Genomic DNA, 20,178 nt, shown 5'->3' with positions numbered 1-20,178 from the left:
AAGATGGCGCATGCCAATCCATATCACCTTGCTGGTTCTTTTCGCCGCGCTCCTGCATGCCAGCTGGAATGCGTTGCTGCGTGGCGGCTCCGATCGGCTATGGTCGATGACGATCATGTGCATCGCCATCGCTATCGCCAGTGTCATCGCCGCGACGTTGATGGTGCCGCCGGCGGCGGCCAGCTGGGGCTACATGGTGCTCTCGGCACTGCTGCACGTCGGCTACAACCTGTTTCTCGTGCGCAGCTACCGGGTCGGCGACCTGGGACAGACCTATCCGATTTCCCGAGGATCGTCACCGGCGCTGATCACCCTCGGCGGCGCCGTCTTTGCCGGAGAACGCATCGCCCCCGGCACATTGCTGGGTATTGCGTTGGTATCAGTCGGGATCATTTCACTGGCCTTCAGGGGGCGCAAACTGTCTGTCCCGAGCCTGCCCTATGCCCTGGGAACCGGCTGCTTCATCGCCGCCTACAGCGTCACCGACGGCATCGGTACCCGGCTCTCCGGCGCCCCGCTCGCCTACACCGTATGGATGTGCGCCTTGTGGGGCTTGATGATGCCTGGGGTGTACATCGGCTTGCGCGACGCCCGCAGCTTATTCTGCGTCCGGCCCGGAATGCTGACCGCCGTGGTCGGCGGGCTGGTCTCTTTGCTGGCCTATGGAATTGTCATCTACGCCATGAACGAAGCGCCCTTGGGCGCGGTATCGGCATTGCGCGAAACCAGCGTGCTGTTTGCGGCGCTGATCGGCTCCGTGTTCCTCGGCGAAACACTTACCGCCCGCCGCGTCCTGGCGTGCGCGGTGATCGTCAGCGGCACCCTCATGATCGGTTGATACGCCATTTTCTCACCGCTACAAGAGGTACTCTCGATGGATAACGTCTCGCAGACCCCGTTGATGCTGATCACCGGTGGTGGTCGCGGAGTGGGTGCCGCTACCGCGCGGCTAGCTGCCGCACGAGGTTACGACGTCGCGATCAGCTACGTAGCCAACGAGACCTCGGCGCTGGCCGTGGCGGCGGATGTGCAGGCAACGGGACGCCGGGCGTTGGCCATGCGGGCCGACAGTGCCGATCCCGAGCAAGTCGCCGAGTTGTTCGCAGCCATCGACCGCTCGTTCGGACGCATCGACGTACTGGTCAATAACGCCGGAGTGTTGTCCATTCAGTCGCGCCTGGAGGACCTTGGCTTCGAGCGCATGCAGCGCATCTTTGCGGTCAACGCCATCGGCCCGATGCTCTGTGCCCAACAGGCGGTGAAACGCATGTCCCACCGGCACAACGGCTCGGGCGGCGTCGTGATCAATGTTTCCTCGGCGTCGGCGCGCCTCGGCAGCCCGAATGAATATGTCGACTACGCGGCATCGAAGGGGGCCCTGGAGACCTTCACCATCGGGCTGGCCAAGGAGGTGGCCCGGGAAGGGATACGCGTCAACGGTATTCGCCCCGGCCACATCTACACCGACATGCACGCCAGCGGCGGCGAGCCGGGGCGGGTCGATCGCGTCAAGGATACGATCCCCATGGGCCGAGGCGGTCAGCCGGAGGAAGTGGCGCGGGCCATCCTGTGGCTGGCCAGCGCGGAGGCGTCATTCGTTACCGGTACATTCCTCGACGTGACCGGGGGCAAGTAAGCGGTTGGCCAGGATTCGGCCAGCCGCTACACCAGTCGTTCACCCATTCAGCGAGGAATACATTCGTCGATACGCTTCAGTCATTCCGTGTATCGGACAGGCGCAAGCGATCTATTTCATCAAAGAGATTACAGAAAACGTCCACCAGGAAAGGGTCGAAATGAGTACCGGATTGCTCGATGACATAACGTCTCGAGCGTTCGGTGTCCCAAGCCTGTTTATAGGCGCGGGGCATCCTTATGGCGTCATACACATCACAGATGGCCACGATCCTTGCGGACAATGGGATCTCCTTGCCACGCAATCCCTGGGGATAGCCAGCGCCATCCCAACGCTCATGATGTGCCAAGGCAATTTCCGCGGCCAGATCCGTCAAGGGAGAGCCCTCGGGGTCATGCAGGATTTCGTAACCTATGCGGGCGTGGTCCTGCATGATGATCCGCTCTTGTGGTGTCAGCGCGCCAGGCTTTTGCAGAATGGCATCTTCAATACCGATTTTTCCAATATCGTGCATCGGCGCAGCCATCCTCATGAGCTCGCACCATTGCGCAGGCATGCCGATTGCCTTGGCCAACAAGGCAGCGGACTCGCCAATCCGAACGATATGGTGTCCCGTCTCATCGTCACGATAGCTGGCTGCCCGACTCAAGCTGCTACTGATCGCCCGGTAGCTGGACGCCAGCTGGAGCGTGCGCAACTCCACCTTGCGCTCCAGTTCACTATTGACGTCGCGCAGTAGCTTCGCGGCCTGCGCCAGTTCCAGGCAATTACGGACCCTGAGCAGCACTTCGGGCAGATCGATAGGTTTTGAAATGAAATCGTTGGCGCCCTTTTCCAGTCCTTTTCGCCTATTCTGCTGGTCGCTCAAGGCCGTTACGATGATGATCGGGGATTCGGTGCGGTCACGGGAACCAAGTCGGTCAAGGATCTCAAAGCCATCGGGTGCGGGCATGTCCAGGTCCAGCAACACCAGGTCCCAGGCATTCGAAAGCAGCCAGTCAAGTCCCTGTGCAGAGTCGTTGAATGTCGTGATGTTTGACAGGCCTACGGCCCGCAGACATGAATCCAGTAGCCGAAGATTGGTGGCCACATCATCGATGATCACGATCCTGCAGTGCGCATTTATTTTGGCAAACATGCGTCTGCCCTCCCCGTGGTGAGCGTCAAGACCAGACGACGAATACTCTGCGCCTCCAATGGAGCAGACACGATGGCCTGGCACCCAAGGTGATCAACTGACACGTGATCGACGGCCCCACGAACCACGACGATCGATATGACAGACTTGGAGGCATCCATGCGCAGGCCGCTGAAAAAAGTGTCCAGCACGGACGCAGGGTCCGCCGTGGCGACGATCAATACGCTGACAGGTGTGGTGCCAAGCACGAGGCTGGCGTCGAGCAACGTATCGACCCGCTCCAACTGAAAGTCGCCGTTCAATGCTTCTCGGACCACTTGACCGTCCTTGGGGTTGTCACTCACCAACAGGACGCTCGGCAAGGCAATCGTCGAGACCATGGACGCGTTCCCGGGGGCAGGAAAGGCCGACGAGCACAGCTCGACCCAGAAGGTACTCCCCACTCCCATCTCACTTAAGAAGCCCATGGTGCCATGCATCAGAAGCGCCAGGTCTCGACACAGCACCAAGCCAATGCCGGTTCCCTGGATGGAAGAGTTCTCTTTACCCAGCCGCTGGAAGGGCTTGAAGAGCTCGCCCTGCAGAGCCGGGGAAATGCCCGCTCCGGTATCCGTTACATAGAGTCGAAGCCTGGCTCCGTCGTCGACAACCACAGCCCCCAGCGTGATGTGCCCACCGGGCCGGTTGTACTTGATTGCATTGGATAACAGATTGATCAGGACCTGCTTGAGCCGACGCTTGTCCGCCCAGACATACCATGCATCCGGAGGCGGATTGATGTGCAAGGTCTGACCCTGCGCGCAGACTTGCTGCTGGACCATGTCAGCGCAATTGGATAACAGGCTTGCCACATGCACGGGTATGAGGTCCAGCAGGGGCTTCTCAGCCTGCAGGCTGGAGAGATCAAGCAGATCGTCGACCAACTGCATGAGGTGTTCACTGGCCTTGATGATTTCCTGCAGGTAGACCGTCTGTTCCGATTCCTGGGCAGGCAACTGCATGAGCCCCAGCTGGGCAAACCCGTAGATCGCATTCAATGGCGTACGCAGTTCATGGCTCATGCTGGAGATGAATTTGGACTTGGCAGTACTGGCGGCCTCCGCCTCCAGGGTCTTCTCTCGAAGATCCAACTGAGTCTGCTTGAGCGTCGTGATGTCGACACACGCCACGACCACGACACTGGAATCATCAAGCCGAGAGGGTTCCAGGGTGCGGCCCCGGCAAAGTATCCAGATCAACTCTCCATGCATGTCCTTGATCCGAAACTCGGCTTCCGGCGCCACGCTGGCACTGCCCCTGGCCTGTTCCAGGAACTGCGTGAAGCTCTGCCGGTCTTCAGCGGGGATGTTCTTCAGCAATGTCGCCATCGGCACCTCATTGGTGGCAAAGCCAAAGCGCTGACACAGGGCCCCCTTGAGAATGAAGCGACGCTGTTGCGGGTGGTATTCCCAGAGCCCTTCGGCAAAACTCTCCATGACCAACTCAAGGCGCTGCTGTGTGGAGCTGCGAATGAACTCGGCCTGGGCCAACTGCCTGCCCATGCCCAATGCATGGTTGGACATTGACCACAGTTCGGTGATGTCGGAAGGGCTTGCGGTCGGTTGCCAGTGGCCTCGACCGATCTCGCGCATCATGCGCGAAACCCCTTGCACCGGCTTGCTCAGTTGGCGGCTGAGGTCGCGTGTACGCCACCACATGAAGGCGAAGAACGCGGTGTAGAACAGCACCAACCCCGCGACCAATAGATACCCCACCTCGCGGTAACGACTGGCAAGCAGATTGGTTTCCTGCATGACCGCCGCTTCGTCCACCACTGCCAGCAAGAGCCAGCCGGTAGAAGGAATACTGCTCCAGGCAACCAGATGAGGGCGTCCATTCAACGTCAGCGCAACGACACCCTCGGGATGGCCGGGTAGATTCTGGTTGAGGCTGGCGAGGTCCGGATGACGCGTAAGGTTCAAATCCGACGATTGCAAGCGCTCGCGATCAACCGGCTCGCCAGCAGGTTGGTTCTCGGCGGTTAGCAGGGAAAAATCACGTTGCCCCGCCTTGGGTACGGCCATGACATCGAGCTTGCTGTTGAGCAGCATCAGGTAGCCATTCCAAGGCATCTTCAACTGTTCTATTCGCTTCAAGATGCCATCCACGGTGACATCGACGCCGGCGACGCCCTCGAGGAAATCCCCGCTGTAAACCGGTGCAATGGCAGACATCATCCATCCCTGACCGGCGGGATCCAGATAGACATCCGTCCAGACTATTTTTTTGTCAGGATTATGTTTTGCATCGGCCAGGTAGTAGAAGTTGTATTGGGTGATGTCCATATCATGCGGGTATTGCTCGAGCGTATTGAACCAGGGATAAATCCGGTTATAGCTGTCCCAACTATTGAAATAGATGCTGGCAATCAAAGGATCTCCGTCCTTCAACTGCTTCATCATGAAATCCTGATTCGCCAGCAGGGATATCTTGTAGAGGTCCTGCTTTTGCGGCGGAGTGACATTGGAATAGAACGAGGCGGACGTCCCGTCGTTTACTGCGCTGTAACGGACGCCGTCGGCACTCATTGACAAAGATGCCGCTATCCGAGGCTGGTCCTCGGTGAGTTCATGTTCCGTGGACTTGGCATAGAGACTGATCGCTTTGTGAATCTGCTCCAACTGCCCCTGCACCAACAGGGCATTTTGTTGAACCGATACGTGTATGTCTCGTGTCGCACTTTGGTGCAGGTATTCGATCTGGGAGCGTCGAATGGACTGGTTGGTCATGAAATAGGTGGTGATCAGCACACCTTCCACCAAGACGAGCGGCAACAGACTGGTACTGGCAAACGCCCGCCAGATCCATCTGCGCAAACTGACCCTTTTCCTTGGCGCTGCTTGCATAGGCACACTCGTTGCTTAGGCTGCACACTTGATGTCACAATAATATCATTGTGGTCTCATCCTTGATTTCTGTCCAAGAGAATTCCTGCCCACGTCGCCGCCGGCGGGTCCCATTTTGCAGGTATACACCAAGCGCTCATCAGAAACAGCAGGTAATCCAGAGACCATAGTCGAACACTGGATTTCAGCTCAAAAACTTAAGCTATGCTCAGGAACGTGTTACCAGAGGATGGGCGAATGGACTCAGCCATTGCGGTAGCGACACGATTTACGCAGGACGCGGTTGACGTGGGAGTCTTGTTGCTCGACGCCCAGGGGGCGCTACTCATCATGGATGATTGCGCCAGCGGGCTGCTTGGGCTCAGCGAAAGCGCCGCCTCCCTCGTTCCCTCCTGCGTCTTGTTCTCTCTCAAGCCGCTGACCTTTGAACAGCACCTCACCCATGCCCGACTCAAGGGAAACTGGCATTTCGAAAGTCTGTCGACCGGTGGCGACACGCTGAGTGTAAAGCTGGACTACAACGCCCAGAAATCCACGTACCTGGTAAAAATCCGCCGCACCGAACACATCCCCATTGCTGAACAGGATTATCGCCTGGCGTTCGACTCCGCCGGTACGGGCTTGGCCTTACTGCGCATGAACGGTGAATGGATCGCTGCCAATCGGATGCTGTGCCAGATGCTTGGCTACACCGAAGAAGAGCTTCGCGCCACGTCGTTCCAGCGCTTGACTCATCCGGACGATGCCGATGTCAGCAAGGACGACCTGCACAGGCTCATCCAGGGACAACGCACGAGCCTGACCCTGGAAAAACGCTACATCCGTAAAGACGGCAGCATCCTCTGGGCACGATTGACAGTCGGCGTCGCCCGTAACCACGATGCCGAGGCGCTTTACTTTGTGTCGCAGCTCGAAGACATCAGCGAGCATCTCGCCTTGCGCCAGGCATTGCTCAATAACGAAAAGAAATACCTGTTACTGGCCAAGAATTCACAGAACATCATCCTTCGCTATAACCGGCTTGGACAGCAGATCTATGCCAATCCCGAGCTTGAACGCGCCCGAAGCTTTCCCAACACTCACATCACGGAACGTACCTCGACAGCCGATCCGCTTGATGAATACTTTGGCACGCAGGTAAAACTCACCTTATCGACGGGCGTGGCAAACACCTTCCTGCTGGAAAGCAGAGATTCGTATTCCGGTCGCTCCGTGGACTACCTGTGCAATCTGACGCCGGAGCACGACGAAACGGGCGAGCTGTGCGGGGTGCTGGTCACAGCCCAGGATGTCAGCGCGCTGCGCCGGCAGGAGCGCGCCGAAAATGCGCGCTCGGCCATTTTCCAGAAGATGGTCACCAACGACACGTTGATCGAGGTGCTACCGCTGCTCAGCACCTACCTGAAGATCCTGACACCCGACTTTGGTAACGCCATGGCTTTCAAGGCAGTGCCTGGCGACGACCCGCTTCGGGCGCCTCCCGTAGACGCCTCCTGGATCGAGACCTGCCTGGCCGAGGACCTCGATCGCCATCCCGAGTTGTTCGAGCACCCGCGCTTCATAGCAGACTTGAAAAGCGACGCCCCTGCCCTCGCGTTCTGCCAGCCCGCCGTGCAGGCAGGTTATCGAGGTTGTTGGGTAGAACCGGTGATCGATAAGAATGGCATCGCGATGGGAGCCATCCTGTTGCTCGTCAGCGGTGAAGCCCAACTGAGCGAGCAGGACCGCAAGCATGCTCGAATGGCCAGCCATATCGGTGCCATTGCGTGGGAACGCCGTTCAGCTCACAGCCACCTGGCCCAGAGCGAACGTCGTTATCGCGAAGTCTTCGACCACTCGCAAGACATGCTTTGCCTGCTCGCCGTGGATGCCGAGCAACAGTTGAGTTGCCTGGAGGCCAATCCCAAGCTGTGCGAGATGCTCGCCAAGCGTCATTCGGACATGATCGGTCAACCGTTGGGCCAGTGTCTGGAAAAAGATGCCGCCAATATCGTCGAGGCTATCTGCCTGCACTGCATTGCCGTGGGTGCCCCCATCGAGCTGGATGCACACCTGCCCTGCGGTCAGCGCTCACTCGTTGTGCACTTCAACCTGGTGCCCGTGGCTGATCCCAATGGACGCCTGCATCGCCTGGTTTGCATTGCTCGCAACATCACCGATATCCGGGAAGCCCAGCGCAACGAACTGGCCCGGCAACAGGAAATCGGCACGTTGGTTGAAAACTCTCCGGACGGCATTGCGCGACTGAGTCCGACGGGAGAACTGTTGTTCGTCAATCCGGCCCTGGAAGCCTGGTTGGATCGCCCGCTCAGCGACTTGCTGCACAGGGATCTACTCGAAATCCTGCCGAAGAACCTGCAAAGCCAATTGTTCCGTGAAGCGGTTATCGAGGCCGTCGAAAAGGGCCAGCCCCTGGAGCACGAATACGCGCTCACCGCGCAACATCGACTGCAACGCGTTTATCACATCAGTCTCGTTCCAGAGCAGAACATCCAGGGGAAAATTGCCACTGTGTTGGCTGTCGTTCGGGATATTTCGCAGCTGCGCCTGGCGGAAATGCGCCTGGCATCGCTCAACAAGCAACTGCGCCAGTTGATGTCCAGTCGTGAGAGTGCGCGGGAAGAGGAACGCAAGCTGATTGCACAGGAAATCCACGATGAGCTTGGACAACATCTGACCGCCATACGCATGGGCACTTCGCTGCTGCGCTTCCAATACGCGGAGCAATTGCCCCAGCTCACCGAACAAGTTGCACGCCTGCTGCAACTGATCGACCAAACGGTGCAGGTGGTCAGGAACATCTCCACCAGCCTGCGTCCTTCCATCCTCAACATGGGCATCGTCGCGTCATTGGAGTGGCTGACCGACACGTTCAGACAGCAATGGGGCATCGACTGCAACCTGGAGATCCATCCGCAGAAAATCTGCCTGGACGATGCCAGTGCCACAGCGGCATTTCGAATCGCCCAGGAGTCGCTGACCAACATTGCCCGGCACGCCGAAGCGACGCGGGTCAATATCGCGTTCGAGCAAAGCGATAATGGTTGGTCGCTGGAGATCGCCGACAACGGCAAAGGGTTTGAACAACGTGACCAATCCTCCAAGACCCTCGGCTTGCTGGGAATGCGCGAACGAGGCCTGACCTTGGGAGGCACCACCACCATATCCAGCAGCATTGGCAGCGGCACGACCGTTCAACTGCGTGTACCTGCTCCAAGGAGTCAAGACTCATGATCCGTTTAATGGTGGCCGACGATCACACGATCATGCGCGAAGGCCTCAAGCAATTGTTCGCGCTGGTAAAGGATTTTTCCGTGGTGGCGGAAGCGGAGAATGGTGCCCAGGTTCTGGAGTTGTTGCGCCATACCGATGTCGACGTACTACTGCTGGACATGACCATGCCCGGCGCCAGTGGCGAGGACTTGATCGGTCGCATCCACGCCCATTACCCCAAGCTGCCGATGCTCATCCTGAGCATGCACAACGAAGCTCACATCGCCCAACGCGCGCTGCGCGCCGGAGCCTCGGGCTACATGACCAAGGACCGCGAGCCGGAAGCGCTACTGGCGGCCATTCGCAAGGTGAGCACCGGCGCACGCTACCTCGATCCGCAACTGGCCGAACAGATCGCACTCCAGAGCAGCGGTGTGACGCCCGACAACGCCTCGCAAAGCCTGACTTCACGGGAATTCCAAATCCTGCGCATGCTGGCTCAAGGGCTGAGCGTCAACCAGATCGCCGAGCAACTGGTGATCAGCAACAAAACCGTCAGCACTCACAAGACTCGGTTGATGGAAAAGATGTGCTTCGCCACCAGCACCGACCTGGTGCGCTACGCCTTGAATGAAGGGCTGGTCTGAAACGATGGACTCGATTGCCTCAGGCATGACGCTTGGGTGATTCGAATACCTTGAGCGCAGAATCGCCATGATGGAGTTGCAGACGTCCGGTGCCTACATCGAACACCAGGTGGCGATGCCCGCGGCCGCCTACGTGATAGACCCGGCATTGCAACCCATGGGCCTGGATCAGGCTCCTGGCGGCATCGATGTTCTGCTGGCCAATCCCGATGTCGTTGCAGCGTTTCACCCCGGGAAACATGTCAGCCCCGCCAAAAAGGCTCACCTCGAACTGATCGGGCCGAGCCCCCGTCCGCTGAATGCATTCGAACAACAGCGCCAACGCATCCGCAGCATAACGACCGTTAAGGCTTCCCACGTCGCGCCGCCCTCGCCGAGGCAACATGTAATGACACATGCCGCCCAACAAGCGTTGCGGATGCCAGAACACCAGTGCCACGCAAGACCCCAGCACAGTGCACAAACGCATCTGGCGCCCTCCAAACGCCACGTCACCAGGCTGCAGGAAGTATTCGATCACCCGAGCCATCTCAAGCACCCGGTTTGCGGTAGATGGAAGGTTTGACCAATTGCAATTCTTCGGTGATGCCATTCAGGCTTTCTGAGTGGCTCACGATGAAGTAGCCGCCTGGCCTCAGGTGCTTGCTCAGGCGTTTCACCACCTCGGACTTGGTGTGGTTATCGAAATAGATCATCACATTGCGCAAGAAAATCACGTCGAACTGCCCCACCGAGGGCAGCGAATTGTTCAAGTTGATCGACGTGAAGGTAATACGTGACGCCAGCGCTCGATCAACCATGAAAATGCCATTGTTGCTGCCCACGCCCCTCAGGCAGTACTTGTTCAACAGCGCCTCGGGAATGCCACGGATACCGTCCAGTGGGTAACGGCCGCACTGGGCTTTCTCCAGCACCCGGGTGCTGATGTCGGACGCGAGGATCTCCCATGGCCGGGTGCCCAAGCTGTCGGCCAAGACCATGGCCAGGGTGTAGGGCTCCTCTCCCGTGGAGCAGGCACCACTCCAGACGCGCACCGGACCATTGCCGCGAAGCTCGGGGAGCACTGCGTCACGCAGGAACTCGAAATGCTTGGGTTCGCGGAAAAAGTAGGTTTCGTTGGTGGTCAGCAGGTCCACCGCCATTTGCAACTCGGTCCGGTCTTTCATCAGCAAGCGGTAATAGCTGCCGTAGGTGGTCAAGTTGAAAAACTGCAAGCGCTTGGCCAGGCGGCCGCTGACCAGTTGCTTCTTGGCAGCGGACAAGCTGATCCCGGCAATTTCGTGAATCATTGCCCGGAACTGCTGGAACTCGTTGTCGGAGAGAACGACATTCATGGTTTCAGCTCGCCTGCATCAATGTCCGAATGGCCTAGCGCCGTCCAGTCATCGCTATTGAGCAGGTGCTCGATGTCCAGCAACAGAACGAAATGGTCGCTGAGTTTGCCAATCCCCACTACAAACGCGGGGCTAAGGCGTCCCTGGAGCGCCGGTGCCGGCTCGATCTGCTCGGCCGGTATCTCCAGCACTTCGCTGACCGCGTCCACAATGATGCCCACCAGACCTGCGACGCCGCTGCCACGGACCTCCAGCATGACGATACAGGTGCGTGGGTTTTCCAGGGTCGGCGCACCGCCAAAACACAGGCCAAGGTCCAGCACGGGAATGGCCGCCCCGCGCAGATTGGTGATGCCTCGCACCATCGGCGGCGCCATTGGCAACGGGGTTATCAGACCGTATTCGACAATCTCCCTTACGCACAGGGTGCCTACCGCAAACATCTCCCGGCCCACGCTAAAGGTCAGGTACTGTGGCGCTGCCGTCCCTGGGGTCGGCAGGCGCGAGGCGGATATGGACATGGTTCACTCCTCGGGATCCGCCGTAGAGGGCAGCATCCATCTCAAGACAACGTGGGCACGCCTGATCGCTACCGATTAGTGCAACTGGTTGGCGATCTCGTTGACACACAGCACCTGGTCGATCTGAAGCACGGTCAGGAAGGTTCCTCGCACCTTGACCATCCCTCGAATGAAGTCTTCACGGATCCGGTTGCCGATCGCTGGAGCGGCCTTGATGTCGGCCAGGTCGATCTCCATCACCTCCCCGACCGAGTCGACGACGATGCCCAACACTTGCGGCTCGTCCTCCTGCACCAGCTCCAGGATAACGATGCAGGTCCTGATACCTTGCTGCGTGGCGCCCTTGCTAAAGCGCGCCTGCAGATCGATCACCGGTACCACCGAACCGCGCAGGTTGATCACCCCCCGGATAAAATCCGGCATCATCGGCACGCTTGTGACCTGGCCGTACTCGATGATCTCCCGCACGCATAAGGTGTCGATCGCATAGACATCTCTGGCGGACACGAACGTCAGGAACTGCAGGAACTCACTGTCGCTCGGACTCTGCGGCACTTGCTCGAAATGGCTCAAGACTGCAGGTTCCATGGCTCAACTCCCGAAGCGAATGAAACCGCCTTCCTGGGCATGCTCACTGCTTTGCATGCTACCCAGGCTGGAAGAAGCGGCCCGCGGTACGGCAGACACCGCAGCCCGACCGTGCAGGGTGAAGAACCCCATCAATTCCTGCAGTTGCTCGGCCTGGCTGCTCATTTCTTCGGCGGTGGCGGCCAGTTCCTCGGAGGCCGAGGCGTTTTGCTGGGTGATCTGGCTCATCTGCGACATGGCGGTATTGATCTGCTCCGAGCCGATGGATTGTTCTTCAGAAGCCGCGGAAATCTCTTGGACCAAATCGGAGGTCTTGGTAATCGAGGGTACGATTTCATCCAGCAGATTGCCGGCCCGCTCAGCCAGGGCGACACTGCTCTTGGCCACCTGGCCTATTTCCTGTGCCGCGACCTGGCTGCGTTCGGCGAGTTTGCGCACCTCGGCGGCAACCACCGCAAAGCCCTTGCCGTGCTCGCCGGCACGGGCCGCTTCGATGGCGGCGTTGAGCGCCAACAGATTCGTCTGGTAGGCAATCGAATCGACGATCCCGATCTTCTCGGCGATGGTTTTCATGGCCGAAACGGTGTCCTTGACCGCCTGCCCGCCCTCACTCGCTTCCCTGCTCGCCTTGCCGGCCATGCCATCGGTCACTTTGGCATTCTCGGTGTTCTGGGAGATCGACGCTGACATCTGCTCCATCGACGCCGACGTCTCTTCAACCGATGCAGCCTGTATCGAAGCCGCCTGGCTGATGCTTTGGGCCGTGGCGGAAATTTCTTCCGAGGCGCTGGACAGCGAGTCAGCGGAGCTGCGCACCTCACCAATGATCTGCGAGAGCTTGCTCACCGTTTCGTTGACCGCGTGCTTCAGGTCTTGCAGGCTGCCCTGGTAATCACCCTTGACGCTGCGAGTCAGATCGCCATTGGACAGCGCCACCATGACCTCCATCGCCTCGCTGAGCGGGGCAACGATCGAGTCCAGCGTGCTGTTGATCCCAGCCACTATCCGGCGGAAATCCCCTTGATGGCGGGTACTGTCCGCCCGGGTGTCGAGCTTGCCGATCATGGCGTTCTCACTCAGCATCTGGGTGTCTTCGATCAGCGCCTGGATGTTGCTGCGCAGTTGTTCGATGTTGTCGTTGATAAAGGCTTTCTTGCCGGGGAAGCGGGCCAATGGTGCCGACAGATCCCCTTCGCCGAAGGAGCGTATGCACGCCATGGCTTGTTTTTTCACGCTGATATGGCCATTGACCATGTCGTTGATACCCTGGGCGATCTGACGGTACGAGCCCTGGAATCGCTGGACGTCGATCTGCACATCAATGTCGCCTTTCTCATGTTCGTCCGACATGTGACGCATCTCTTCGATCAACGCCATGATGGTGCTGCGAAGATGCTCGATGGTGACGTTGATGAAGGCTTTCTTGCCGGGGAACGCTTGCAGCGGGGCCTGCAGATCGCCTTCGCTGATCGACTTGATACAGGCCATGGCTTGCTTCTTGACGCTGATATGCCCGCTGACCATATCGTTGATGCCTTGGGCCATCAGCCCATAGCTGCCAGCAAAGCGTGCCGCATCGATCTGCACATCGATGTCGCCTTTGTCGTGTTCCGCGGACATGTGATTCATTTCGCCGATCAACTGATTCAAGGTCCCGCTCAGACGGTCCATGGTCCCCATCAGTCCGGTACGCTCAAGACCATGGTTGCCGCCCTGCACGTCCAACTGACCGGCCACGAATCGCTCGGCCAGCAGCCGTACATCGTCGGGTTCGCCTCCCAACGTGCTGAGCAACCGGCGTACCAGGAAGAAGCCGATCAGGCCGATCACCAGCAAGGTGGCGCCGCCGACCAAGGTTATGCTGTAGATCGCCGTCCGTTCGGTCGAGGCCGCGATCGCCGCGCCTTTACTTCCCAGGTCCAGGTTGTACTGACGGATATCAGCCAAGGCGGAAGTCACCTTTTCACGCGTCACTTCCAAGTCGACCAACAGACTGCGGGCTTCCGGGGCTGCATTCCTGAGGGCGTTGTCGAAACGCTCCACGCCCCGATTGTATTCATTGACCGTGCTGCGCAAGGCGCTGAGCAGCGCTGCATCACGATCGTCGGAGATGAACGCTTTCTGATAGCGATCCAGTGCCTGGAGCACCGATTCCTTATCGCTCTGCCGAGGACTGCCGGCAGGTCCGGACAGGTTCTGCCATTGCCGGCTGTGGTCGTCCGCCAGGGACAAGGCCACTTCATCCAGCAACTGCAGGCTGGGCACCGTATTGACTTGCGCATAGCTGGCAGTGGTCCTGACCCCGCCCATCAGATAAAGACAGAGGCCGACCAGGATCAGGATGCCCAACAGAGCTGAGGCGACCAGCAGCGAGATATTTTTCTTGACGGTCATGATGCTGTACTCCAGGGAGAACTATTGAGTCAATTCAGGGCTGAGGAGCGTGCCGTGCGACTGCTGGCTGGCGACTTGCCCTAGTAGTTTGGGAATATCCAGGATCAACGCTACTGCTCCGTTCCCCAGGATGGTGAAGCCGCCCAGTCCATGAGCTGTACCGAAAATCTTGCCCAACGGCTTGATCACCGTCTGGAATTCCCCCAGTAATTGATCGACCACCAGGCCTACCCGCATCCCGGCGTAATGCACGACCACAATGTTTTCACGGCCATGATTAGGCTCATCGATGGCAAACATCTCGCGCAGGCGCAGGACTGGAAGTACCGAGCCTCGCAAGTCCAGGAAATCCTGGTGGCTGCAGTCGTCCGTCGAAAGCTCGATGCACTCCTCGACCAGGTCCAGCGGCACGACATAAGAGGCACTGCCCACACCGATCAGGAAGCCATCGATGATGGCCAGGGTCAGCGGCAGGCGGATACGCACCGTGGTCCCCACCCCCTCCTCGCTTTCCAGATTGACCGAGCCTCGCAGGGCGACGATGTTCCGCTTGACCACGTCCATCCCCACCCCGCGCCCGGACAGGTTGCTGACCTGATCGGCGGTGGAAAAACCGGGTTCGAAAATCAGATTGAGAATGTCGCCGTCAGCCAACTGTTGCCCTTCGACAATCAGTCCACGCTCCATTGCCTTGGCAAGGATGCGTTGCTTGTTCAGGCCACCGCCGTCGTCACTGACTTCAATGACGATACTGTTTGCCTCGTGATAGGCGTTGAGGCGAACCGTACCCTGCTCCGGCTTGCCGCGGGCGCGGCGCAGTTGCGAAGGTTCGATGCCGTGGTCCATGGCATTGCGCACCAGGTGGGTCAGGGGATCGCCTATGCGTTCGACCACGGTCTTGTCCAGCTCGGTCTCCGCCCCAAGCACCTGCAAGGCGATGTCCTTGCCCAACTCCTTGGATACATCGCGCACCACCCGCTGGAAGCGGTTGAAGGTGCCGCCGATCTGCACCATTCGCAGGGTCAGGGCACAGTCGCGCACCTCCTCGACAAGACGCGAGAGCGAGCTGGTCGATTCGATCAGCTCGCCAATTCCGCTCTGGATGGCCCCCAGATGGGCACCGGCACCGGCGATGATCAGCTCGCCCACCAGGTTGATCAATTGATCCAGCTTGCCCGCGTCGACGCGAATCAGATTACCTTCGGCTGGACGCGCCTCCTTCGCCCCCCGGCTCTTGCCCGCATCGTCGCGAGCCACCTGGTCTGGCGCCGCGGGAGGTATCGCGACGGTCGCCGAATCAGTCGAGGCCGGACTCGCCAGCCAACCTTCACGAGTCACGGAGCCACAGGCGATAAAGGCCTCGATCATGGCATCGGGTTCAGCGTCGAGGCGGCCAATCAGGGCCCGGAAACCGGTCAGGTCGCCATTGCACGGCAGCACGCAGATCTGGCTACCCTCGCGGACGAAGTCGAAGGCACCTTCGATGATGGCCTGGTCGGCGTCACTGACAAACCCAAGCTCAAACCCCAGGTAACAGGTTTCCGGCTCCATGGTCGAGATATCCGGCATGCCATCGGTGATGCACACGACCGCGCTGACTTGACCGAAGGTGTTGAGGTAGCGCAGCAACGACAGCGGGTCCATACCGTTGCGCAGGACGTCGGGGGAAAGGCGCAGAGACAAGTGCCAACGCGCGGAACACGCCGGTTGCGCCGACTCAGCCGTTGCCAGGGGCTGCACCGCCTCGTGACGGTGCTCCAGGTAGCCGTTCAGACGCTCCACCAACGCCGCCCCCTGCCGTTCATGCTCGGCGGTCATGCCTTGCAGGTCGCCGTGGCAGTCCAGCAAGTCAATCAGCGTGCACAGGTGGTCTCGCACTTCCAGGAACAAGGCACTCAGCGACTCGTCCACCCGCAGTTCATGGCCACGGACCCGATCCAGCACGCTTTCGGCCACATGGGTAAAGGCAACGATCGGCGTGAAGCCGAACAGGCCGGCAGAACCTTTGATGGTATGGGCGACGCGAAACAGCGCATTGATTGTGTCGGCATCATCCGGCGTCTGTTCGACCTGCAACAGGGCATCTTCCATCAGGAGCAGCAGCTCCTGGCTTTCGGCGATGAACGTCCGTAGCACGTCGTCCAGATTCATGGGCGAACTCATGGTTTCAACCTCTCTGCTGACGAGTCGGAGCCGACTCGTCGAAAAAGCTGTGCAATCCACTCATGTCCAGTGCATCCAGCACCGCTGTGCTGGGATTGCTCAGCAGCAGGCTGGAGCCATGGCGCAGTGACTCCTGTTTGATCAGCACCAGTAGCTGGAGTCCGGCGGTATCCATTTCGTCCACGCCGCCCAGATCCATCTCGACCTCCTGAGCCAGGGGAAACAGCTCCAGCAACAGGTCTTTGCGTTCGGTGGCGGTGTAAATGGTCAGGGGTCCTTCGAGAACCAGGATTCGACGCAGACTTGCGGTGGTATTCGTCATGACAATCTCCTTTCCAGGGACTCTGGCGGCGCTACGGCATGATCAGTTTGGAGACGGCCGCAAGCATCTGAGCCGGTTGGAAGGGCTTGACCATCCAGGCCTTGGCGCCGACGGCCTGGCCCTGTTGCTTCATGCCATCTCCGGTCTCGGTGGTCAGCATGATCACCGGCGTGAACTTGTAGGCCGGCAGTTGTTTGGCGGCCTTGACGAAGCTCAGGCCGTCCATGTTCGGCATGTTCACGTCGCTCACAATCAAATGGATCTTGCGTCCGTCGAGCTTGGTCAGCGCGTCGCGACCGTCGACACCTTCGATGACTTCGTATCCAGCGCCTTTCAAGGTGATGCTCACCACTTGGCGAATGGAGGCAGAGTCATCGACAATCAGGATGGTTTTGCCCATGGGGGAAACTCCTAGAAAAAAGTGATCTCGGATGAAGTGCTGCTCACCACAGGCTTACCGTGATGGATCGCGTGCTGTTCAGGCATGGTGTAGGTGCTTGCCAATTCCTCGAGCCAGGTGTTCGCGATGATCGGCGCTGGCGTGCCACCGGCGAGTGCGAGTTGCTGGCGCTCGACGAGATGCCCGTGCAGCTTGAGCAGGTCGTTGTTGACCAGCGAAAGCATCTGGCCCACTCGATCCTGGAATTGCAAAGCGACCAGCACCCCCGATATTTCGGTGGCAACGTTCTCGCTCTGCTGCTGAAGATTGCTGCTGGTATCGACAATGGCCTGGGCGTTGTGCCGGAAGTGCTCGATCACCTGGGACACCAGTTGTTCTGAGTGAGCCAGGGTTTGTGAGTCCTGCTGTGCCTGGTGCCGAGAAAGCTCGACGGTGCGGGAGATGGCGGCATTGACGGTGTTGACCGTTTCGCTGATTTTCTGCCCCGTCTGCCCGGAGAGGCTGGACAGCTTGCGCACTTCATCCGCCACGACCGCGAAGCCGCGACCGGCATCGCCTGCCCGAGCCGCTTCAATGGCGGCATTGAGCGCCAGCAGATTGGTTTGCCGGGCAATGTCACCGACGAACTGGGCCATCTCCTGCAGTTGGGAAGTGAAGTCGGAAAGGAGCAATACCTCTTTGAGCTCCGACTCCTTGCGCAACAGCGCATCGCGCAGGGCAACCATGATCGAATCCAGGTCCCGCTGGCCCACTTCAAGTATGTCCAGCAGCCGTGCTCCCGAACGCTGGCCGGCGCCCTGGGAGGCAGAAGCACTGATGTCCCCCGACAACGTCGCGAATCGGCTACTCAGCTTGAAAATCGATTCTTCACTGAGGATCCGTGCGGCATCGATCTGGTGGCTCCAGATCGGCAGTACCTGCGCGCACACTTCGCCCAACCCATCATCAGGTGAGACGGTAGAAGAAAACCGAGATGGCTGATCGTCGCCTTGTCCGGCGCATTGCCGGGCGCTCAATAAACGTTGGGTCCACACGCCCATCAGCAACGAGCCAACCAAGACCGGTACGCAACTGGCCGCACTGCGCAAGCTGAAGTCCGCGTTGAACAGCATCACGACGCAACCGAGCACGCCCGTCAAACCCGCGGGTAGCATCAAGATCAGGGGGGAGGAAATTACCTGTCCTTTCACCTTCATCTCTCCAGTTCAGTGCGGATCCGACCGGACCCCGCGCAAGACACCCACCACCGGGTGCTCGGTTTTGTTGGCCTGGAGAAACAATGGCTAAATAATGGCAATCAAGCTATCGGAGCATCCTTATTTCCATCTAAGGATTGCGGCTTTGCGGTAGGAAAATTCCTAGCTGACCGCTACAAGCACGCTGAACAACGGCCCAAAAAAAACCAGCGACAAGCGCTGGTTGAAAACTACAGACTCGCACAGGTCAGCCAAATCGAGACGCCTCACCCGGTCCTTGGCCCATCCAGAGTGCTTCGAGGTTCTTGAACCCCCAGGCTTTCTCTGATTCGAAGTTGACAATGCTGTCTTGCCCACAGGCCAGATCAATACATTCGGGAGGCAACGGCGTACGACTCGACACCGAATAGAACACCTTCACCCGGGGCGTGAGCAAACACCCGGCATGCTGCTCCATCACCACCGCCAACCGGTTGCTTTGAAGCCGCACCAACGCACCCACCGGGTAGATACCAATGCATTTGACGAAGGCATGAAGCACTTTCTCATCAAAATGCCCGGCCCATCCCGCCATCTTTCGAATCGATTCGGCGGGCCCCCAGCGATCCCGATAAGGACGGTCAGAGGTCACGGCGTCATACACATCACAGACAGCAGCCATACGTGCAAACAGACTGATCTGGGTGCCACATAACTTATGGGGATAGCCGCTGCCGTCGACCTTCTCGTGGTGATGCAGACAAACGTCCAGCACCCGGGGAGTGAAATGCGTACTGTCCGCCAGCATCCTGGCCCCCGCCTCCGGGTGCGTGCGCATTGTCGTATGTTCGCTGTCATTCAGTGGCAAGGGTTTCGCCAGGATCGCCGTGGGTATGGCCATCTTGCCCACGTCATGCAGCAAGCCCGCCAGCCCGGCCTCTTGAACCAGGAGCGGCGGCAAGTCCAACTGACGTGCCAGACCAATCATCAACCCACAGACCGCCACGGAATGCATGTAGGTATATTCATCTGCGACCTTGAGGCGCACGAGGCTGAGTAATGCGTCTGGATGACGTAGCAGTGAGTCGGAGATTTCACCCACCATGTCCGTGACTCGATCCAACTGAACGATCCGGCCCATCCGTAAGTCGCCGAACATCTCCATGACCGCAGTCTTGGATCTGGCGCACAGCTTCACCGCCTGCACTAGCTCTTCACTCATTGCCACCCGCGGACGCGGACCGGACGCTTCCGAGCACGATCGGCTCGAGGAGCAAGGGGACTGCGGGGCATCTTGCCCAGACTGAACAACGGCTTCATCAGGCACAGGGGCGGGTTCGGCCCCCCCTTTGGACGGGTCAATCCACGCACCGACAGCGCCTGATGCAAGGACTCTGTCCAGTACCACCTCATTTTGGATCAGAAAGCTTTCATTCCAGAACGCACGTTCTTCAGAGGATCTGGCCAGCTTCTGGATATACATGCCTACGCAAAGATCAGCCACATCGATATATGTCAGCACGATGCAAATCTCGCTCTGTACGCGACCACCTTCCCTGAATTGCCGGATGCAATAACCAAGCGTGGTGGGCTTGGGGACGCATCAGGATGCCATCCTGGCCCTCAAATAATAGCCAGGAGCCACTACCCCCTAGAATCAGAGCAATCTTATTTAGGACTAGGAATTACAGATGGGCGAGTAGGAATTATCCTACCCGGCGCCCCGCTCAAAGGTTCGCTTCGCGTCACGCACCCGAGCAGG

14 protein-coding genes and 3 pseudogenes are annotated in these 20,178 nt (G+C 59.0%); 4 read left to right on the top strand and 13 right to left on the bottom strand.

Translation table 11 applies throughout. The features are described from left to right. Window positions 1-10: 10 nt before the first annotated feature. On the top strand, window positions 11-838 hold the full coding sequence (locus FGE05_RS05390; protein ID WP_139642182.1) for a DMT family transporter: 828 nt from the start codon (window positions 11-13) through the stop codon (window positions 836-838). Between the two features lie 36 nt (window positions 839-874). Next, a complete protein-coding gene (locus tag FGE05_RS05385) occupies window positions 875-1,636 on the top strand; it encodes an SDR family oxidoreductase (protein WP_139642179.1) in 762 nt (253 codons plus the stop codon). 76 nt (window positions 1,637-1,712) lie between these two features. On the opposite strand, the gene FGE05_RS05380 is transcribed toward FGE05_RS05385, so the two are convergent. Together FGE05_RS05380 and FGE05_RS05375 are read right to left on the bottom strand one after the other, a co-directional pair. Further along, window positions 1,713-2,774 (bottom strand): HD domain-containing phosphohydrolase, encoded by a 1,062-nt coding sequence (locus FGE05_RS05380; RefSeq protein ID WP_139642178.1) that lies wholly within the window; start codon window positions 2,772-2,774, stop codon window positions 1,713-1,715. Beyond that, window positions 2,759-5,629 carry an ATP-binding protein gene (locus tag FGE05_RS05375; RefSeq protein WP_257225592.1) on the bottom strand — a complete coding sequence of 957 codons (2,871 nt, stop codon included), beginning with the start codon at window positions 5,627-5,629 and terminating at the stop codon, window positions 2,759-2,761. The genes FGE05_RS05380 and FGE05_RS05375 overlap by 16 nt, the downstream gene beginning before the upstream one ends. 267 nt (window positions 5,630-5,896) lie before the next feature. Here FGE05_RS05375 and FGE05_RS05370 point away from each other — a divergent pair, with 267 nt between their 5' ends. Next, window positions 5,897-8,893, top strand: coding sequence for a PAS domain S-box protein (locus FGE05_RS05370; RefSeq protein ID WP_257225591.1), 2,997 nt, complete (start codon window positions 5,897-5,899; stop codon window positions 8,891-8,893). Beyond that, window positions 8,890-9,519, top strand: coding sequence for a response regulator transcription factor (locus tag FGE05_RS05365; protein ID WP_139642172.1), 630 nt, complete (start codon window positions 8,890-8,892; stop codon window positions 9,517-9,519). The genes FGE05_RS05370 and FGE05_RS05365 overlap by 4 nt, the downstream gene beginning before the upstream one ends. Window positions 9,520-9,538: 19 nt before the next feature. Here FGE05_RS05365 and FGE05_RS05360 read toward each other — a convergent pair whose 3' ends face one another. From FGE05_RS05360 to FGE05_RS05315, 11 genes and pseudogenes are all read right to left on the bottom strand, one after another. Then, window positions 9,539-10,048 (bottom strand): chemotaxis protein CheD, encoded by a 510-nt coding sequence (locus FGE05_RS05360; protein ID WP_139642170.1) that lies wholly within the window; start codon window positions 10,046-10,048, stop codon window positions 9,539-9,541. Between the two features lies 1 nt (window position 10,049). Continuing rightward, window positions 10,050-10,853 (bottom strand): protein-glutamate O-methyltransferase CheR, encoded by an 804-nt coding sequence (locus FGE05_RS05355; RefSeq protein WP_139642168.1) that lies wholly within the window; start codon window positions 10,851-10,853, stop codon window positions 10,050-10,052. Next, complete coding sequence (locus FGE05_RS05350; RefSeq protein ID WP_139642166.1) at window positions 10,850-11,374, bottom strand: chemotaxis protein CheW; 525 nt, start codon at window positions 11,372-11,374, stop codon at window positions 10,850-10,852. The genes FGE05_RS05355 and FGE05_RS05350 overlap by 4 nt, the downstream gene beginning before the upstream one ends. Before the next feature lie 75 nt (window positions 11,375-11,449). Then, entirely contained in the window at window positions 11,450-11,962 is a 513-nt protein-coding gene (locus FGE05_RS05345) for a chemotaxis protein CheW (protein ID WP_139642164.1), read from the bottom strand. Window positions 11,963-12,082: 120 nt separating this feature from the next. Then, window positions 12,083-12,793 (bottom strand): annotated as a pseudogene (locus FGE05_RS30290) (methyl-accepting chemotaxis protein); the annotation flags it as partial. Between the two features lie 12 nt (window positions 12,794-12,805). Further along, window positions 12,806-13,486: pseudogene (locus FGE05_RS30285) on the bottom strand (HAMP domain-containing protein); the annotation flags it as partial. Between the two features lie 891 nt (window positions 13,487-14,377). Beyond that, window positions 14,378-16,507 carry a chemotaxis protein CheA gene (locus FGE05_RS05335; RefSeq protein ID WP_139642159.1) on the bottom strand — a complete coding sequence of 710 codons (2,130 nt, stop codon included), beginning with the start codon at window positions 16,505-16,507 and terminating at the stop codon, window positions 14,378-14,380. A gap of 16 nt (window positions 16,508-16,523) precedes the next feature. Then, window positions 16,524-16,841, bottom strand: coding sequence for a lipid asymmetry maintenance protein MlaB (locus tag FGE05_RS05330; RefSeq protein WP_139642157.1), 318 nt, complete (start codon window positions 16,839-16,841; stop codon window positions 16,524-16,526). A 31-nt stretch (window positions 16,842-16,872) separates the two neighbouring features. Continuing rightward, complete coding sequence (locus FGE05_RS05325) at window positions 16,873-17,241, bottom strand: response regulator (protein WP_139642155.1); 369 nt, start codon at window positions 17,239-17,241, stop codon at window positions 16,873-16,875. 11 nt (window positions 17,242-17,252) lie between these two features. Next, window positions 17,253-17,855, bottom strand: a pseudogene (locus tag FGE05_RS30280) (methyl-accepting chemotaxis protein); the annotation flags it as partial. An 829-nt stretch (window positions 17,856-18,684) separates the two neighbouring features. Beyond that, entirely contained in the window at window positions 18,685-19,938 is a 1,254-nt protein-coding gene (locus tag FGE05_RS05315; protein WP_139642153.1) for an HD-GYP domain-containing protein, read from the bottom strand. Between the last annotated feature and the right edge of the window lie 240 nt (window positions 19,939-20,178).

It is taken from the genome of Pseudomonas sp. ICMP22404 (assembly GCF_006227205.1).
Classification (GTDB): domain Bacteria; phylum Pseudomonadota; class Gammaproteobacteria; order Pseudomonadales; family Pseudomonadaceae; genus Aquipseudomonas.
The sequence above is the reverse complement of the archived record's forward strand: the minus strand, read 5'-3'. Positions and strand labels throughout refer to the sequence as shown.

Bases quoted from the DNA above. Each gene is read 5' to 3' on its own strand.
- FGE05_RS05325 (WP_139642155.1), bottom strand. From the start codon at position 17,241: ATGGGCAAAACCATCCTGATTGTCGATGACTCTGCCTCCATTCGCCAA.
- FGE05_RS05345 (WP_139642164.1), bottom strand. From the start codon at position 11,962: ATGGAACCTGCAGTCTTGAGCCATTTCGAGCAAGTGCCGCAGAGTCCG.
- FGE05_RS05370 (WP_257225591.1), top strand. From the start codon at position 5,897: ATGGACTCAGCCATTGCGGTAGCGACACGATTTACGCAGGACGCGGTT.
- FGE05_RS05355 (WP_139642168.1), bottom strand. From the start codon at position 10,853: ATGAATGTCGTTCTCTCCGACAACGAGTTCCAGCAGTTCCGGGCAATG.
- FGE05_RS05390 (WP_139642182.1), top strand. From the start codon at position 11: ATGCCAATCCATATCACCTTGCTGGTTCTTTTCGCCGCGCTCCTGCAT.
- FGE05_RS05350 (WP_139642166.1), bottom strand. From the start codon at position 11,374: ATGTCCATATCCGCCTCGCGCCTGCCGACCCCAGGGACGGCAGCGCCA.
- FGE05_RS05365 (WP_139642172.1), top strand. From the start codon at position 8,890: ATGATCCGTTTAATGGTGGCCGACGATCACACGATCATGCGCGAAGGC.
- FGE05_RS05385 (WP_139642179.1), top strand. From the start codon at position 875: ATGGATAACGTCTCGCAGACCCCGTTGATGCTGATCACCGGTGGTGGT.
- FGE05_RS05335 (WP_139642159.1), bottom strand. From the start codon at position 16,507: ATGAATCTGGACGACGTGCTACGGACGTTCATCGCCGAAAGCCAGGAG.
- FGE05_RS05360 (WP_139642170.1), bottom strand. From the start codon at position 10,048: ATGGCTCGGGTGATCGAATACTTCCTGCAGCCTGGTGACGTGGCGTTT.
- FGE05_RS05380 (WP_139642178.1), bottom strand. From the start codon at position 2,774: ATGTTTGCCAAAATAAATGCGCACTGCAGGATCGTGATCATCGATGAT.
- FGE05_RS05330 (WP_139642157.1), bottom strand. From the start codon at position 16,841: ATGACGAATACCACCGCAAGTCTGCGTCGAATCCTGGTTCTCGAAGGA.